Consider the following 15,097-nt stretch of genomic DNA (forward strand, 5'->3'; position numbering starts at 1 on the left):
CGCGTGGATGGCCGGTCCGGCACAATGAGGACCGAGGTGAAACCGATCATGGACGGCCTGCTCGTGACCGCGGTGCTCCCGTTGGCGGCATTCGCGCTGCTCACGGCGATCAACGCGTTCTTCGTGGCGGCCGAGTTCGGGCTGGTCACGGTCGACCGGGCGGAGATCGACACACGGGCGGCCGAGGGCGACCGGCGGGCCGTCACCGTGCAGCGCGTGCTGCACAACCTGTCGTTCCAGCTCTCCGGCACCCAGCTCGGCATCACGCTGGCCACCGTTCTCACCGGCTACCTGGCCGAGCCCGCGCTTTCCAAGCTGTTCAACCCGATCGTCGAGCCGATCGCCGGCGACGCCACCGAGGGCATCACCCACGCGTTGGCGCTGATCGTGGCCACCCTGCTGTCGATGCTGTTCGGCGAGCTCGTGCCCAAGAACGCCGCACTGGCCCGGCCCATGCGGGTAGCGCTGCTGACGGCGGCCCCGTTGCGTACGTTCTCGCGTCTTTTCAAATGGTTGATCGCGGCGCTCAACGGGTCGGCGAACTGGCTGGTCCGGCGGATCGGCATCGAGCCGCAGGAGGAGCTGGCCAGTGCCCGCTCACCGGAGGAGCTCGGCCTGCTCGCCGCGATCAGCGCCCGGGCCGGCGCGCTGCCGACCGAGACCGCGACCCTGCTGCGCCGCACGATCCGCTTCGGCGAGAAGCGCGCGGCCAAGGCCATGACCCCGCGCGTCGACGTGGTCGGCCTCAAGACCACCGCGAGCCTGGCCGACCTCATCTCCGTCGCGCGCGAGACCGGGCACACCCGCTTCCCCGTCTACGAGAACACCATCGACGTGGTCACGGGGGTGGTCGGGGTGCCGGACGCGCTCGGGGTGCCACCCGAGCGGCGTGCCGCGACCAAGGTCGCGACGATCGCCAAGGAGCCCGTGTACGTCCCGGAGAGCCTCGGCCTCGACAGGGTGCTCGCCGCCCTGCGCGAGGCGGACGCCGACCTGGCGATCGTGGTCGACGAGTACGGCGGCACCGACGGCGTGGTCACCGTCGAGGACCTGATCGAGGAGCTGGTCGGCGAGATCTCCGACGAGTACGACACCGACGTCGACGAGGCCGGGGCCCAGGAGCTGACGGCCCCCGGCGGCGGCAAGACCTTCGTGGTCGACGGCATGCTCCGCGAGGACGAGCTCATGGAGCAGACCGGGTTCAAACTTCCCGAGGGCCCGTACGAGACCTTGGCCGGATTCCTGCTCGCGCGGCTGGGCCACATCCCGGTCGTCGGCGAGTCGCTGGAGGAGCACGGCTGGGAGTTCACCGTGATGGAGGTCGACCGGCACCGCATCGAGCAGGTCCGCGTCGTCGCCCCGGCACCGGAGCCCGCCGATGACTAAGGTGCTGGTCACGATCCTGCTGCTGCTCGGCAACGGGGTGTTCGTGGGTGGCGAGTTCGCACTGATCGCCTCCCGGCGTACGGCGCTGGAACCGCTCGCCGCCACCTCCAAGCCCGCCCGATGGGCTCTTTCGGCGATGAGCCAGATCCCCCTGATGATCGCCGGCGCCCAGCTCGGCATCACGATCTGCTCGCTCGGCCTCGGCGCGATCGCCGAGCCGGCCCTGGCCCACCTGCTCGAAGGCCCGTTCGGCCACCTCGGCCTGCCCGACGACATGCTGCACCCGGTCGCGTTCGTGCTGGCCTTGGTCGTGGTCGTCTTCCTGCACACGGTCATCGGCGAGATGGTGCCCAAGAACATCACGCTGGCCGGCCCCGAACGCGCGGCGCTGATCCTCGGCCCGTTCATGCTCGGCTTCTGCACCGCCACCAAGCCGCTGCTGAACGCGATGCGCTGGGCGTCACGCACGGTGCTGGGGCTGTGGAAGATCGAGGCCACCGACGCGGTCAAGACCGTCTTCACCGCCGACGAGCTGGCCGGCATGGTCACCCAGGCCCGCAGCGAGGGCCTGCTCGGCTCGGAGCAGTACGCCCGCATCCACGCGGCGCTCGGCCTGAACGACCGCACCGCCGCCGACACGCTGCGCCCCTGGTCCGGCGTGACGACGGTGGCCGACGACGCGTCCCCCGCGACCATCGAGGCGGTCGCCACCCGCACCGGCCGCTCCCGGTTCCCGGTGGTCCAGCGCGAGACCCGGCGGGTGCTGGGCTTCGTGCACGTCAAGGACATCCTCGGGTACGCGGCGGCCCAGCGCCGCCTGCCGATCCCGCCGGACGTGATCCGGCCGCTGGCCGTGGTGTCGCCGGACCGCACGCTGGCCGAGCTGCTGCTGGCGATGCGCCGAGATCGCCTGCACATCGTGCTGGTGAGCGACGGTCGTCGCCCGCTGGGCGTAATCACATTGGACGACGTGATCCACGCGGTGGTGGGTGAGCCGGCGCACGGGGTGGCCGTGGCGCGCACTTCCTAACCGCCGAAGGGCTCGAGCCCATTTTTCACTCTCTCGAGTAATTGTCCGGAAAGGGCTCGAGCCCCAATTATTGCTAGCACGGTCAGCGTCACCCGCTAGGAGATCACGTGCTCGGCAAGCAAACCGTCAGCGGCCTCCGTCGCAGCGATAACCATTTCACTACGGTCATGCCGTTCAAATGGCTGCTCGACAACTTCGCATCGGGCCTCGTCCTGGAGGACGCCCTCCGGGATATTGATCAGGGATTCACCGTCGACGAGCGGGTAGCCCAGCTCGCGCCGATGCGGGCGAAAATGCAGCGGCCATTCCAGCGGACCGTCGTGCAGAAGCGCAGCGTCAACGGCCAGTCCGTCTCGGTCTCGGTTCTGGACCCGACGCCCAAGTTGAAGAATACGAAGGGGCCGCTCCGGGACTACCTGCTTCGGCAGTTCGCCGACAGTTCCGAGGAGCATTTCGGGGTGCTGCCCGGCTTCGTCGGCGTGTGGCCGGAGAAGATGCCGGCGGCTCCCGTCAAAGCCGACATCCCCGGTTACGCGGCGGTCTGGACCGAGTACGACTTCAGCAACCTCGGACGAGGCACGCTCGCCGACGGCGAATGCCGGCATCTGTGCGGCCTCTACATCAACGCCGACCAGAGCGTGTCGCAGGCGTTGAAGGACAAGCTACTCAACAAGCTGGTGACCATCGAGATCTACCACGGCATCACCGTGGAACAGGCAGCTCAGATGTTCGTGGACCTCAACTACGAGGGCACGCCCATGGACAAGATCACGAAGGCCAACATCGATCCCCGGAACAAGTGGGTGTGGGCGGCTAAGAAGATCTTCGAGGAGCTTGGCGTCCGTCTCGCCACCGATGGCCGGCAGATCACCCACACGCACCGGGTTCACGGAGAGCTGCTGATGCTCACCCACGCGGAACAGATGGTGAAGGCGGTCGCCCTCGGCGCCTACAAGGCGAGCGGCAAGACGATCGCCAAGCGGGATGCGGAGTACGTGGCCGATCTCGACTGGGAGAGGGTGCACCGGGCCGGCGTCGAGTGGTTCGGCGAGATCTTCCGGCATTTCGGCGGACCCGAGATTCTGGTCGACGAGTCGAGAGTGGTGCGAAGCATCCCGATCCGCCTCGCCCTGGCCGGCCTCGGCCAGCACTTTCTCCTCGGGAACGAGCAGGGCATTCGGGAGGCACGCCAGGCTCTGCGAGACATCAACTGGCTCGTCAACGAGACCTGGAACGGCATCGCCGGGAAGGTGACCCGCAACGAGGGAGGTCAGTCCCGGCTGTCCGCGTCCGGCGCCAAGGAGAACATCACGAAGGCGGTGCAGGCGGTCAGCAAGCCCGACACGAAGGCGGGCCGGCTCGTCCGCGGCCTGAGCGCTCCGATCGAGGACGCTGTCGCGGCCTGACGCCCGCGATCGGCTCGCCCGCGGCGTCCCACCGATCCCGGGGTCATCCGAACCGTGACGTCAGCGACGGAACAGACGGCGGAGTATCCCGGGAAACGCCGCTGTGCGAGTTGGGTTAGCGGCGCGGAACGGCGGGATCGGTGTCGCTACTCGCTAGGAGTCACCTGTTTACCGTTCTTTTTCCAGTCACGCTGCCCTGTGCCACCCCAGGCAATCTGTTTATAGGGTCCCGACTCGCAGAGCTGGCACAAGCTTCGCAGCAGGTGAAGGACGACGACATCCTCCGTGTGGACCGTGGCGCTGAAGCGAACCGTGCTGTGATTCGACGACATATTCCCGCCTCCTTGGGCCGCCGCGCCAGCCTAGCGCTGCTGCCTCGGTCCGCGAGTGGCCACGGTCGCCGGCGTGTTAGCTGGCTGTGGTTATCGCGGAATGCGGGCCGGCGCCCTTTGCCTGTTGGATCTGGGCGTATACGTGGGTTCGCAGCTCTACGAAACGGGCGTCGGAGCGGGTCTTCAGCTGGTCTCGGTCGGCGGGCAGGTCGATGTCGAGGCTTTCGAGCACGCGCGTCGGCGACGACGAGAGCACCACGACGCGCTCGCCCAAGTAGACGGCCTCGTCGATGTCGTGGGTTACGAACAGCATGGTCATGCCGAAGCGCTTCCATACCGTTCGTACCAAATCCTCCAAGTCGGCTCGGGTTTGGGCGTCGACGGCGGCGAACGGCTCGTCCATGAGCATGACCTTGGGCTGGAAGGCGATCGCCCGGGCGATCGCCACCCGCTGCTGCATGCCGCCGGAGAGCTGCCACGGGTAGGCCCGGCCGGCGTCGGCCAGGTCGACGGCGGCCAGCGACTCGGCCACGATCTGCTGGCGGGACGCGCGCGGTATGCCCTTGGACTTCAGCGGCAACTCGATGTTCTCGGCCACCCGCAACCACGGGAACAGGCTCCGGCCGTACTCCTGGAAGACGATCGCCAGGCCGTCCGGGGGACCGGTGACCGGCTTGCCGCCGACCTCGACCTCGCCGGAGGTGGGGGTGAGCAGGCCGCCCACGCAGCGCAACAGGGTGGTCTTGCCGCAGCCGGACGGGCCGACGACGCAGACGAACTGGCCGTCGTCGACGGTCAACGTGATGTCGCCCAGCGCCTCGACCTGGCGGCCCTGGCCACCGTACGTCTTGCGCAGCGACCGGATCTCCAGCACCGCAATACCTCCTATCGGCCGCTGCGCTCGGCGGCGCGCGCGCCGTGGTACCAGTTCAGGACTCGCCGCTCGACGAGGGAGAAGGCCAGCGACAGCAGGACGCCGAGCAGGCCCAGCACGAACACGCCGCTCCACATCTCGGGGATCTGGAAGCCGCGCTGGAACTCCACGACCGTGTAGCCCAGGCCGTCGGTCGCGCCCAGCAGCTCACCGATAACCATCATGATGATGCTGATGGACAGCGCCTGACGAGCGCCGACCACGATCTGCGGACTCGCGCCCCGCAGGATGAACGTACGCATCCGTAGCCAACCGCCGATGCCGTAGCTGCGGCAGGTGTCGGAGAGGACCTCGTCGACGCCGCGCACACCCTCCACCGTGTTCAGCAGCACCGGCCAGACACCGCCGACCACGATGACCAGCACCTTGGTCGGGTTGCCGATGCCGGCGATCAGAATGAGGATCGGCACCAGCACCGGGGGCGGGATCGCCCGGAGGAACTCCAGGATCGGCTCGACCAGCGCGCGCAGCCGGCGGTTGGCGCCGATCAGCACGCCGAGGCCGATGCCGATCACCAGCGCCAGGCCGTATCCGATGAAGAGCCGGATGAGGCTGGGCAGCACATCGCTCTTGAACCGGGCGGCGTTCCAGGTGCCGGGGAAGACCTTGACGATCGTCTCCAGCGGCGGCTGGTAGAAGCTGGTGCTGCCGGCGCTCGCGAACCACCAGGTCACCAGCAGGATCACGGGCAGGCCGATCAGCAGCAGGACGCGCCGCAGGAAGAGGGTCACAGCGCGAGCTCCCTTCGCACCGACGGGTGCCAGGCGAGCACCACGCGTTCGGCCCGGCGGGTGGCCAGGTTGGCGGCCAGGCCGATCAGACCGGAGACGACGATCAACGCGTACATCGACGGGACCGCGATGCTGCTCTGCGCGACGGCGATCTCCTCGCCGATGCCCTTGGTGCCGCCGATCAGCAGCTCACCGGTGATGGTGAGGACCAGCGCCACCGAGGCGGCAAGACGAATGCCGGTCATCGCGTACGGGAGGGTGGTCGGCCAGACGAGATAGCGCGCCTGGCGCCAGCGTCCGAGCCGGTACGAAGCCGCCGTCTCGCGGGCGACCGGGTCGACGTCGGTGACGCCGTGCAGCACCTGGATCAGCACCTGCCAGAAGGACGCGTAGACGACCAGCAGCAGGATCGACCGGATCGGGGCGCTGAACAGCACGATCGCCAACGGCAGCAGCGCCACCGAGGGGATCGGGCGAAGGAACTCGATGGTCGAGGCGGTGGCGAGCCGCAGCGCCGGCACCGAGCCGATCACGATGCCGAGCACGATGCCCGCCACCACGGCGATGGCCAGACCGATCAGCCAGGTCGTGACCGTGCCGCCGACCGCGCGCCAGAAGCCGGCGCGACCGAGCTCGTCGACGAGCGCGCGCACGATCCGGCTGGTCGGCGGGAAATACTCGGCCGGGAGCACGCCGATCCGCGGGAGGATCTCGAGCAGCGCGCCGACGCCGAGAAGCCCGACCAGCCCGAGCAGGGCCGGAGAGTCTCCGGCCCTGCGCAGGACGCCTGGCGACGTGCTCACTGAAGCAGCTTCGCCGTGTCGACCGGGGCCGTGACCAGGCCGTCCTTGACCATCAGGCCGCTCATCAGCTCCAACGACGCCGTGTCGATCTCCGGCGCGTACTTCGGCAGGGTCATGGCCGCCGCCAGATCCGCCTTGATCGTCGTGTAGGTGGTGACGATCTGCCGCACCTCGTCGGGGTGGGCGTCGGCGTACGCCAGCGACTCCTTCATGGCCGCGGTGAAGCGCTTGGCCAGGTCGGCCTTCTCACCGAGCAGCTGGGCGGAGGTGAAATAGGACGCGATCATGAGGCTGGGCTTCACGTCGGCGTACGCGCCGATCTGCTTCCACCCCTTCGCCAGCGCCGAGGCCAGGAACGGCTCGACCACGAAGATTCCCTGCACCCGGCCGGCGTCGAGCGCCGCGGCCATGTCGGGGAAGCCGACCTCGACGTACTTGACCTTCGACGGGTCGCCGCCGTCCTTGCGGACCAGCTCGTTCACCGTGGTGGCCACGATGTTCTTCAACGTGTTGGCGGCAACGGTCTTGCCCTCGAGGTCCTTGGGCCGCGTGATGCTCGGGTCCTTCACGACCAGCCCGCCGAAGTCCTTCTTGGGGTCGGCGGTCGCGTTGTTGCCGTTCGCGACCATCTTGATCGGTACGTTCTTGGACCCGGCCAGCATCAGCGACACCACGTTGCTGAAGCCGAACTGGTACTGCCCACTGACCACGGCCGGCACGATCGCGGCGCCGCCCTGGGCCTGCTCGAGCGTGAGGTCGATGTTCTGCTTCGAGAAGAAGCCCTTGGCCTTGCCGAGGTAGATGGGCGCCACGTCGACGATCGGGATGACGCCGACCTTGACCTTGTCCGGTGAGTTCGCCGCGCCGTTGTCCGAAGAGTCGTCCGAGCCACCGCAGGCGGCCGTGGTGGCCACGAGCGCGGTGACGGTGAGCAATGCGATGAGCCGTTTTCTCAGCATGGTTTCTCAGCAACCGTTTCCACTGGTCGGAATTGACTGGTACTGAGCGCGAGGACGAAGGATCTACCATTCGTAGACCAATGTCCCGAGCGGTCGAGTGTGTCCCGTACCACTTGCGAAACGCTAGAGCGTGGGCTACACGATTGTCAACGATTTTGCCGAGCTGAGATAAAAGACCAGTTCGCAAGCGAACTATGATTGTTAACAATTCTGGTTACGTGAGGTCGGCGAGCCAATCTCGGCTGGCCCGGGTGACGCGCGCCGGTACGCCGAGGTCATCGAGCAACCGGGCAGCCGCCTCCATCTCGTGGATCCGGCGGACGGCATGGGTCCTCGAGCCGGTGAGCAGCCGGTCCAATGTGGCCGCATCCGCCTTGATCAGCTCCTCGGTGATGTTGCCGCGCACCCAGTCGGAGAGGCCGGCGGCCCGGGCGGCGGCCGTCGCCTCGAGCACGGCGGCGGCGAGTCCCTTGTAGAACACGCTGCGCAGCAGCTTATGGGTGGCGGCCGAGCCGACCGGGCCGTCGAGCACGTCGACCCGGGCGCCGAGCGGCCGCATGACCGCGGCATAGTCGGCCGCCGCCGGCCCGCTTACGGTCATCGGCGTCAACAGGCCGCGGCCCGGCACCGGCGACATCAGGGCGACGTCCACCACCCGAACCCGATCACGTGCCGTCTCCGCCAACGACGTCTTCTCGCCGGGGGACGCCGTGTTCAGATCGGCCCAGAGTGTGCCGGGTGCGCAGCCCGGCATCCCCTCGGCCAGGGCGTCCGGTGCGTCGGCGGCACTGTTGACGCTGAGCACCAGGTCCGCGCCGGCGCAGGCTTCGGCGCCGCTCGCGCAGTTCGTCACGCCGGCCGGCGCATCGACGCGCGGGTCGTAGCCGCGGACCAGCGCGCCGGCCTCGGCCAGACCGGCCGCGATCAGCCCGCCGGCCTCGCCGAGGCCGAGCACCGCGATCACCGGGATCGGCGGATTCCTCATCGCAACTCCATGGCGTCGATGTCCCGCAGCGCCTCGATCACGCTCGCGATGTGCTCGCGCATCGCCGACTCCGCGGCCTTCGGATCCCGCTCCCGGATCGCCTCGATGATCCGCTCGTGCTGCGGCAGCGAGATCGCCGGTCGTCCGGGGTGGAGCGAGAGCATGAACTGGTGGCGGACGAGCTGGCCGCGCAACGTCTCGATGATGCCCTCGGCGGTGCGGTGGCCGGCGATGTCCCGGATCAGCCCGTGCAGGCGCTGGTTGAGATCGCCGTAGCGCCGGAACTCGCCGGCGCTCACCGCCCGCCGCATCAGCAGCCCGATCTCGTCGAGCTCGCTGGCCTGCTCATCGGTCACCCGGCTCGCGGCCCGGGCGGCGACCAGGCCCTCCAGCACCATGCGGACCTCGGTGATCTCGACCGCCTCGTCCAGCGTCACCTTCCGGACGTGGGCGCCCTTGTTCCGCTCGACCTTGACCAGCCCGTCGGCGGCCAGATCCTGCAGCGCGGCCCGGACGTTGAAGCGGCTCACCCCGAGCCGTTCACACAGCTGCGCCTCGACCAGCCGTTCGCCGGGCAGGTACTCGCCGCTCAGGATCGCGTCGCGCAACGCGTACCGGGCGGCCTGGGATTTCTCATCGGGCGGCAAGATGGGCTTCCAGTCGGGGATAGACACGGCGGGCGTTGTGCTCGAAGACCTTGGCGCGGTCGCCGGGCGCAAGGTCCAACGCCTCGACGTAGCGACGGGTGTCGTCGAAGTAGTGACCGGTCTGCGGGTCGATGCCGCGGACGGCCCCGACCATCTCCGAGCCGAACAGCAGGTTGTCGATCTCGATGACGTCGAACAGGAGGTTGATGCCGGCCTGGTGATAGACGCACGTGTCGAAGAAGACGTTGCCCATGACGCCCTCGGCGAGCGGCGGACGATCGAGCATGTCGGCCAGACCCCGGAACCGACCCCAGTGGTACGGAACCGCGCCGCCGCCGTGCGGAATGATCATCCGGAGACCGGGGAAGTCCTTGAACAGGTCGGACTGCAGGAACTGCATGAACGCGGTGGTATCCGCGTTGAGGTAGGCCGACCCGGTGGCGTGGAAGTTCGGGTTGGTCACGGCCGAGACGTGCACCATGGCCGGCACGTCGAGCTCGACCATCGCCTCGTAGAACGGGTACCAGCTGCGGTCGGTCAGCGGCGCCGAGGTCCAGTGGCCACCGCTCGGGTCGGGGTTGAGATTACAACCGACAAATCCCATTTCCCGTACGCAGCGTCGCAGCTCGCCGATCGAGTTGGCGATCGGGACCCCGGGTGACTGCGGCAGCTGGCACACGCCGGCGAACCGCCCCGGAAACAGCTGCGTGACCCGGTGGATCAGGTCGTTGCAGACCTCGGCCCAGCGGCGGCTGACCGTCTCGTCACCCTCGTGGTGGGCCATCGCCGACGCCCGCGGGGAGAAGATCGTCAGGTCGACGCCGCGCTCGTCCATCAGCCGCAGCTGGCTGCCCTCGATCGACTCCCGGATCTCATCGTCCGAAATGGTGGGATAGTTCGGGGTCGATTCCGCCGTCAGCTGCGCTTTGCGCCACGCGGTGTGCGCGGCGGGCACGGTCGTGTAGTGCCCGTGGCAGTCGATGATCACTTGGCTTCCTCTCCGACGTGGGCCGGGACCGGGGGCGTGCCGTGCGTGTGGAACGACGCGATCGTCTGCAGGCCCCAGGCCTGGCCCTTCGCCCGTTCGGCCTCGGTCCAGTCCACCGGCTGCCAGTCGGGCGCGAGCACGAGCCGGGCGCCGGCGTTGCACAGCTCGATGCGGTTGCCGCCGGGCTCGTACACGTACAGGAAGAAGGTCTGTTGAATGGCATGTTTGTGCGGGCCGGTCTCGATGAAGACGCCCTGCTCGAGCGCGATGTCGGCGGCCTTGAGAATGTCCTCACGGGTGTCGGTGGCGAACGCGATGTGATGCAGGCGCCCGCGGGTGCCGGTGCGGTCGCGGGTGTAGACGACGTCGTAGCCCTTGTTGGTGAAGGTGGTCCAGCTGCCGGCGACGCTGCCGTCGTCGAGCACGATTTGCTCGGTGACCAGGGCGCCGAGCGTGTCGCGCAGGAAGTCGCGGTTGGCCTCGACGTCGACACCCAGGTAGTTGATGTGGTCGAGGCGCCGCACGCTGACCCCGCGCGCCGGATAGGCCTGGGCCTGGTTCTTCAGCGCCGGCCGCAGCTCGTCCGACGGGCGGAACCATGCGCTCTCGTAGTAGAGGCCCAGCTTATGGCCGTCCGGGTCGCGGAAGAGGTAGGTCGGGCCGTACCCCGGATCGCCGTCCGTCCAGCCGATGCCGCGCCCGGTCGCCTCGATCCGAAGGACGAGATCCCGCAACGAGCCGGGGCTCGCGGCCCGCAGGAAGGTGCGCCCGACGCCCGAGGTCGCGTGCCCGGTGATCTTGATCGTGATGTTCTCGTAGTCGTCCCACGCGCGCAGGAAGACCGAGTCGCCGGACTCGCCGTTCACGGTCAGGCCCAGGTAGTTCGTGAAGAACGCGACGCTCTCCTCGAGGACCGGGGTGCGAAGCTCGATGTGCGCGAGATGCGCGACCTGGTGCACGGATTCTCCTTACCCGCGGGGGAACGCGATGCCGTCGAAGAGCTTGCGCGCGGTACGCACGACGCCCGACCGGACGACCCGCGGTGGCGTGGCAGCACCGTCGACGACCACGTCGACCAACAGGTGACCGGTCGGGTGCTCGACGTCGACCTGGGACCGGTCGGCCGGCCAGCCCGCGGTCAGCTCGTGTCCGACCGCGCCGGGCAGCAGCATGCCGGTGACCACGCTGATCGCGGCCAGCACGCCGATCGACGTGTGCGGCTGGACGGGGATGAACGACCGGGTGCTGACCCGGCCGCCGTCGCGGGGCGGGGCGAGCAGCACGGTCTTCGGCACCGATCCGGGGTCGTCGCCCAGGCCCATCAGCCGGGCGGCCTTGCGCCGGAACGCGTCGACCCGGTCGAGCAGCGGCTGGTCGGCGGCGAGCCGGGCGTGCGACTCGTACCCGGTCAGGCCGAACGACCCGGCCGTCGCGAGCACCACCGGCATGCCGTTGTCGACGCAGGTCGCCTCGACGCCGTCGATCGTGTCGCGGACCCGGCCGGTCGGCAGCAGGGGGCCGGTGGAGTCGCCGAAGCTCAGCACCACTGGGGACGCGCTGCCCGGAACGCCGGAGATCAGCACGTCGCCGCGGTACTCGACGCGACCGGCGGGGGTGGCGAAGTGGGCGACCGCGATGCTGTCCGAGTTGACCATCCGGATCCGGACGCCGGTCTCCTCGTCACCGGCCGCGACCAGGCCACGCTCGACCGCGAACGGCCCGACGCCGGCGAGGATGTTGCCGCAGTTCTGCGCGTCGCTGACCGTCGGCTCGTCGACGCCGAGCTGCAGGAACAGGTAGTCGATGTCGGCGGCCGGGTGCCCGGAGCGACTGATCACGGCGACCTTGCTGGTCAGCGACGTGGCGCCGCCGAGACCGTCGATCTGCCGGGGATCGGGCGTGCCCATCAGGCGCAGCAGCAGGTCGTCGCGCTCGGCCGGGTCGGACGGCAGGTCGCCGGCCTCGAAGTACAGCCCCCGCGACGTGCCGCCGCGCAGCATCATGCAGCGCACCCCGGTGCTGTCGTAGTCAGTCACCGTTGACGTACTCCTCGTAGGAGACGTACTCGATGCCCAGCTCGGGCAGCTTCGGACGCAGGCCGTAGCGGTCGAGGCCGAGCTCGCCGGCGGCGAACGCGGCCCGGGTCGCCGCTTCCTTGTCGAGGCGGGCCTTTCCGGCGGTCAGCGCACGGGACACGTCGTTTCGGGGTACGACCGTGACGCCGTCGTCGTCGCCGAGGATCACGTCGCCGGGATGGATCGTCTGGCCGCCGAGCACGATCGGCACGTTCACCGCGCCGGCGGTCGCCTTCACCGAGCCCTGGGCGCTGATCGCGCGGGACCACACCGGGAACCGCATCTCGCGCAGGTCGGCCACATCGCGTACGCCGCTGGCCAGCACCGCCCCCCGGACGCCCCGGCGCTGCAGGGCGCCGGCGAACAGCTCGCCGAAGAGCCCATCGGTGGACGGCGAGTTGGTCGCCACCACCAGCACGTCGCCGGGACGGCACTGCTCGACCGCCACGTGGATCATCAGGTTGTCGCCCGGCCAGCACAGGACCGTCACCGCGGTGCCACCCATCCGGGCGCCGGCCCAGGCCGGGCGGAACTCGGGGCCGAGGTAGCCGACCCGGCCGAGCGCCTCGTGCACGGTGGCCACGCCGTATCCGCCCAGGGTCTCGGCATCGTCGACGTCCGCGCGCGGCGGATCGGTCACCACTACCGTCCTCATCCCGCCAGCGTAGGGCCCTCGGATGGATTGTCAACAATCACGGCGACAGCTCTAGCGCGTCCAACGCTCGTTTCCCGGCATTGTCGACAACATTGTTCGCCCTATAGTTCCTCGCGCTTGCCGGCCTCGCGGGGTGGCCCTCTTTCGGGTGCTTCTCGCGGTTTCGGGGGGCAGGATTCGCTTCCAGCTGGGCAATACGGACAATTACCCCATGTCTCGCTGTCTCGCTCTGACGGGAGCCCTGCTCCTCGTCGCCGGGCTGGTGCTGGCTCACCGCGACCCGGCCCCCGAACAGGCCGCCGTCCAGATCACCTCGCCGCCGGCCGGCTTGCTGCCGAGCCGGCCGGAGCCGGTCGCGCCGGTGCCGCCCGGGCCGGTCGAGCTAGCGACCGCGCCGGTCAGCCTGCGGTACACGTTCGACGCCGGGGTGCACCGGCCGATCACGGATCAGGCCGGCGGTCACGAGCTGCGGCCGCTCGGCGCGAACGGGGGCGCGCTCCGGCTCGTACCCCAGGGAATGGGTCTTGCCGTTGCCTATCCGGACCGGTGCACGCTGGCCGAGGAGAGCGAATGCCCGCGGGCGATCCTCGAGGGTTACCGCGACGACAGCCTCAACCCCGGCACGCGGAGGCTCGAGTACGGCGCGTCGGTGCTGATGACCCACGGCGACCTGTCGGACGGCGCCAACGTGGTGCAGAAGGGTTATTCGGTCGGCGGCGTCAGCCAGTTCAAGCTGCAGGTGGACCACCTGCTGGGCCACCCGAGCTGCGTGATCACCGGCCGAACCGGCCGCATCTACCGGGCCGAGCCGTGGATCGACGTGGCCGACGGCCGCTGGCACGACCTGACCTGCTCGCGCATCGGCAACCGCCTGACCCTCGCGGTCGACGGTGTGCCGCGAGCGTGGGTGCACGTGCCGCCACGCTTGTCGATCGCGAACGCCGAGCCGCTGCGCGTCGGCGGCAAGGGCGCGGCCCAGGGAAACGACCAATACGCCGGCGAGATCGACAACGTCTTCCTGACGATCGGTTCTTGACGCGTCACCGTTGCGTTTGCTTCGAATGCTGCGGATAATTCGTTTAGACTCGTCTCAGCCCGTCCGGTCGGAGGAGGTGCGGAGATGGCGGCGGTAGCGATGAGCCCGGTAAGCCCGGACGAGGAGTCGATCGCGGTGGCAGCCGAGGCGCTGCCACGTGTCCAGGAGTACCTGCGTACGCATCCCTCGGGCCCGGCCGTCGTCCGCGTGGTCGACGACGGCGAAGGCGACGAGTTGGTGGTGCCCCGAGGGGCAGTCGAACTGCTCGCGCGGGTCCTGGCGCACATGGCCAACGGGCACGGTGTCTCGGTGGTGCCGGAGCACGCCGAGCTCACCACCCAACAGGCCGCCGCCCTGCTCAACGTCTCCCGGCCGTACCTGATCGGGCTGCTCGAGGCCGGCGTCATCGAGTTCCGGAAGGTCGGTACCCACCGGCGCGTTCTCGCCGGCTCGGTGCTCACCTACAAGCACCGCGACGACATGAGGCGCCGCGCCGCGGCGGATGAGCTGGCGCAGTTGGCGCAGGACATGGATTTGAGCTAGCAGGATGTCCTTCGTCGTCGTCTACGACGCCAGCGTGCTTTACCCGAGCACACTGCGGGACTTGCTCATCCGGATCGCCCAGTCCGGACTCGTCCAGGCCAAGTGGACCGATGACATCCTCGACGAGATGTTCGCCGCATTGCGAAGGCAGCGGCCCGATCTGGACGCCGCCCGTCTGGAGCGCACGCGAGCACTGATGGCCTCGGCCGTTCGGGACTGGAAGGTCAGCGGTCATGAGGCCCTGGTGGATTCGCTCAAGCTGCCGGACCCCGACGATCGCCACGTGCTGGCCGCGGCGATCAAGGCGCGGGCTCAGGTGATCGTCACCACGAACCTCCGCGACTTTCCGGCGGATGAGCTCCGCAGATGGGATATCGATCCGAAGTCGCCGGACGAGTTCGTGCGAGATCAGATCAGCCTCGACCGCAGCGCGATCTATGCGTCGGTCCAGCAGATCGCCGACTCGTGGAAAAGCCCGCCGGGCAGCGTCGACGACGTCCTGGACCGGCTCGAGCGCTCGGGGCTGGCGATCAGCGTGGCGGAGCTGCGCGCTCGGCCCTGAGCTACCGCAAGGTCTCGAGCACTCG

At 69.0% G+C, this 15,097-nt stretch carries 16 protein-coding genes; 6 read left to right on the forward strand and 10 right to left on the reverse strand.

Translation table 11 applies throughout. The annotated features are described in order from the left end of the window. Nucleotides 1-48 precede the first annotated feature (48 nt). The 3 genes from ACQP2F_RS00310 (at nt 49) to ACQP2F_RS00320 (ending at nt 3,822) form a co-directional block, all read left to right on the forward strand. A complete protein-coding gene (locus ACQP2F_RS00310; protein WP_433307932.1) occupies nt 49-1,386 on the forward strand; it encodes a hemolysin family protein in 1,338 nt (445 codons plus the stop codon). Further along, nucleotides 1,379-2,416 (forward strand): hemolysin family protein, encoded by a 1,038-nt coding sequence (locus ACQP2F_RS00315; protein WP_433299624.1) that lies wholly within the window; start codon nt 1,379-1,381, stop codon nt 2,414-2,416. Before ACQP2F_RS00310 ends, ACQP2F_RS00315 begins: the two co-directional genes overlap by 8 nt. A 107-nt stretch (nt 2,417-2,523) precedes the next feature. Further along, complete coding sequence (locus tag ACQP2F_RS00320; RefSeq protein WP_433299626.1) at nt 2,524-3,822, forward strand: hypothetical protein; 1,299 nt, start codon at nt 2,524-2,526, stop codon at nt 3,820-3,822. A 408-nt stretch (nt 3,823-4,230) separates the two neighbouring features. Here ACQP2F_RS00320 and ACQP2F_RS00325 read toward each other — a convergent pair whose 3' ends face one another. From ACQP2F_RS00325 to ACQP2F_RS00370, 10 genes are all read right to left on the reverse strand, one after another. Continuing rightward, nucleotides 4,231-5,028: an ABC transporter ATP-binding protein gene (locus ACQP2F_RS00325; protein ID WP_433299628.1), complete on the reverse strand. Its 798-nt coding sequence runs from the start codon at nt 5,026-5,028 to the stop codon at nt 4,231-4,233. An 11-nt stretch (nt 5,029-5,039) separates the two neighbouring features. Then, a complete protein-coding gene (locus ACQP2F_RS00330) occupies nt 5,040-5,819 on the reverse strand; it encodes an ABC transporter permease (protein ID WP_433299630.1) in 780 nt (259 codons plus the stop codon). Beyond that, nucleotides 5,816-6,622 carry an ABC transporter permease gene (locus tag ACQP2F_RS00335; RefSeq protein ID WP_433299632.1) on the reverse strand — a complete coding sequence of 269 codons (807 nt, stop codon included), beginning with the start codon at nt 6,620-6,622 and terminating at the stop codon, nt 5,816-5,818. Before ACQP2F_RS00335 ends, ACQP2F_RS00330 begins: the two co-directional genes overlap by 4 nt. Next, nucleotides 6,619-7,581: an ABC transporter substrate-binding protein gene (locus tag ACQP2F_RS00340; protein WP_433299634.1), complete on the reverse strand. Its 963-nt coding sequence runs from the start codon at nt 7,579-7,581 to the stop codon at nt 6,619-6,621. The genes ACQP2F_RS00335 and ACQP2F_RS00340 overlap by 4 nt, the downstream gene beginning before the upstream one ends. Nucleotides 7,582-7,795: 214 nt before the next feature. Then, nucleotides 7,796-8,566: a DUF1932 domain-containing protein gene (locus ACQP2F_RS00345; protein WP_433299636.1), complete on the reverse strand. Its 771-nt coding sequence runs from the start codon at nt 8,564-8,566 to the stop codon at nt 7,796-7,798. After that, nucleotides 8,563-9,213, reverse strand: a complete 651-nt coding sequence (locus ACQP2F_RS00350; RefSeq protein ID WP_433299638.1) for a GntR family transcriptional regulator — start codon at nt 9,211-9,213, stop codon at nt 8,563-8,565. Before ACQP2F_RS00350 ends, ACQP2F_RS00345 begins: the two co-directional genes overlap by 4 nt. Continuing rightward, the gene (locus ACQP2F_RS00355) at nt 9,200-10,201 is read right to left on the reverse strand and encodes an amidohydrolase family protein (RefSeq protein WP_433299640.1); all 1,002 of its coding nucleotides are present in this window, start codon (nt 10,199-10,201) and stop codon (nt 9,200-9,202) included. The genes ACQP2F_RS00350 and ACQP2F_RS00355 overlap by 14 nt, the downstream gene beginning before the upstream one ends. Continuing rightward, entirely contained in the window at nt 10,198-11,160 is a 963-nt protein-coding gene (locus ACQP2F_RS00360) for a VOC family protein (RefSeq protein ID WP_433299642.1), read from the reverse strand. The genes ACQP2F_RS00355 and ACQP2F_RS00360 overlap by 4 nt, the downstream gene beginning before the upstream one ends. A 9-nt stretch (nt 11,161-11,169) precedes the next feature. Then, on the reverse strand, nt 11,170-12,237 hold the full coding sequence (locus ACQP2F_RS00365) for a 4-oxalomesaconate tautomerase (RefSeq protein ID WP_433299644.1): 1,068 nt from the start codon (nt 12,235-12,237) through the stop codon (nt 11,170-11,172). Then, a complete protein-coding gene (locus ACQP2F_RS00370; protein WP_433299646.1) occupies nt 12,230-12,931 on the reverse strand; it encodes a 4-carboxy-4-hydroxy-2-oxoadipate aldolase/oxaloacetate decarboxylase in 702 nt (233 codons plus the stop codon). The genes ACQP2F_RS00365 and ACQP2F_RS00370 overlap by 8 nt, the downstream gene beginning before the upstream one ends. A 211-nt stretch (nt 12,932-13,142) precedes the next feature. Between ACQP2F_RS00370 and ACQP2F_RS00375 the strand changes: the two genes are divergently transcribed. From ACQP2F_RS00375 to ACQP2F_RS00385, 3 genes are all read left to right on the forward strand, one after another. Next, nucleotides 13,143-13,967, forward strand: coding sequence for a LamG-like jellyroll fold domain-containing protein (locus ACQP2F_RS00375; RefSeq protein ID WP_433299648.1), 825 nt, complete (start codon nt 13,143-13,145; stop codon nt 13,965-13,967). An 84-nt stretch (nt 13,968-14,051) separates the two neighbouring features. Further along, nucleotides 14,052-14,510 (forward strand): excisionase family DNA-binding protein, encoded by a 459-nt coding sequence (locus ACQP2F_RS00380; protein ID WP_433299650.1) that lies wholly within the window; start codon nt 14,052-14,054, stop codon nt 14,508-14,510. A 4-nt stretch (nt 14,511-14,514) separates the two neighbouring features. Beyond that, on the forward strand, nt 14,515-15,072 hold the full coding sequence (locus tag ACQP2F_RS00385; protein ID WP_433299652.1) for a PIN domain-containing protein: 558 nt from the start codon (nt 14,515-14,517) through the stop codon (nt 15,070-15,072). Nucleotides 15,073-15,097: the final 25 nt, after the last annotated feature.

The organism is Actinoplanes sp. CA-030573, assembly GCF_050951115.1.
Classification (GTDB): domain Bacteria; phylum Actinomycetota; class Actinomycetes; order Mycobacteriales; family Micromonosporaceae; genus Actinoplanes.

Coding starts and splice junctions, on each gene's coding strand:
- ACQP2F_RS00310 (WP_433307932.1), top strand. CDS start 49: ATGGACGGCCTGCTCGTGACCGCGGTGCTCCCGTTGGCGGCATTCGCG.
- ACQP2F_RS00315 (WP_433299624.1), top strand. CDS start 1,379: ATGACTAAGGTGCTGGTCACGATCCTGCTGCTGCTCGGCAACGGGGTG.
- ACQP2F_RS00340 (WP_433299634.1), bottom strand. CDS start 7,581: ATGCTGAGAAAACGGCTCATCGCATTGCTCACCGTCACCGCGCTCGTG.
- ACQP2F_RS00345 (WP_433299636.1), bottom strand. CDS start 8,566: ATGAGGAATCCGCCGATCCCGGTGATCGCGGTGCTCGGCCTCGGCGAG.
- ACQP2F_RS00370 (WP_433299646.1), bottom strand. CDS start 12,931: ATGAGGACGGTAGTGGTGACCGATCCGCCGCGCGCGGACGTCGACGAT.
- ACQP2F_RS00375 (WP_433299648.1), top strand. CDS start 13,143: ATGTCTCGCTGTCTCGCTCTGACGGGAGCCCTGCTCCTCGTCGCCGGG.
- ACQP2F_RS00380 (WP_433299650.1), top strand. CDS start 14,052: ATGGCGGCGGTAGCGATGAGCCCGGTAAGCCCGGACGAGGAGTCGATC.
- ACQP2F_RS00385 (WP_433299652.1), top strand. CDS start 14,515: ATGTCCTTCGTCGTCGTCTACGACGCCAGCGTGCTTTACCCGAGCACA.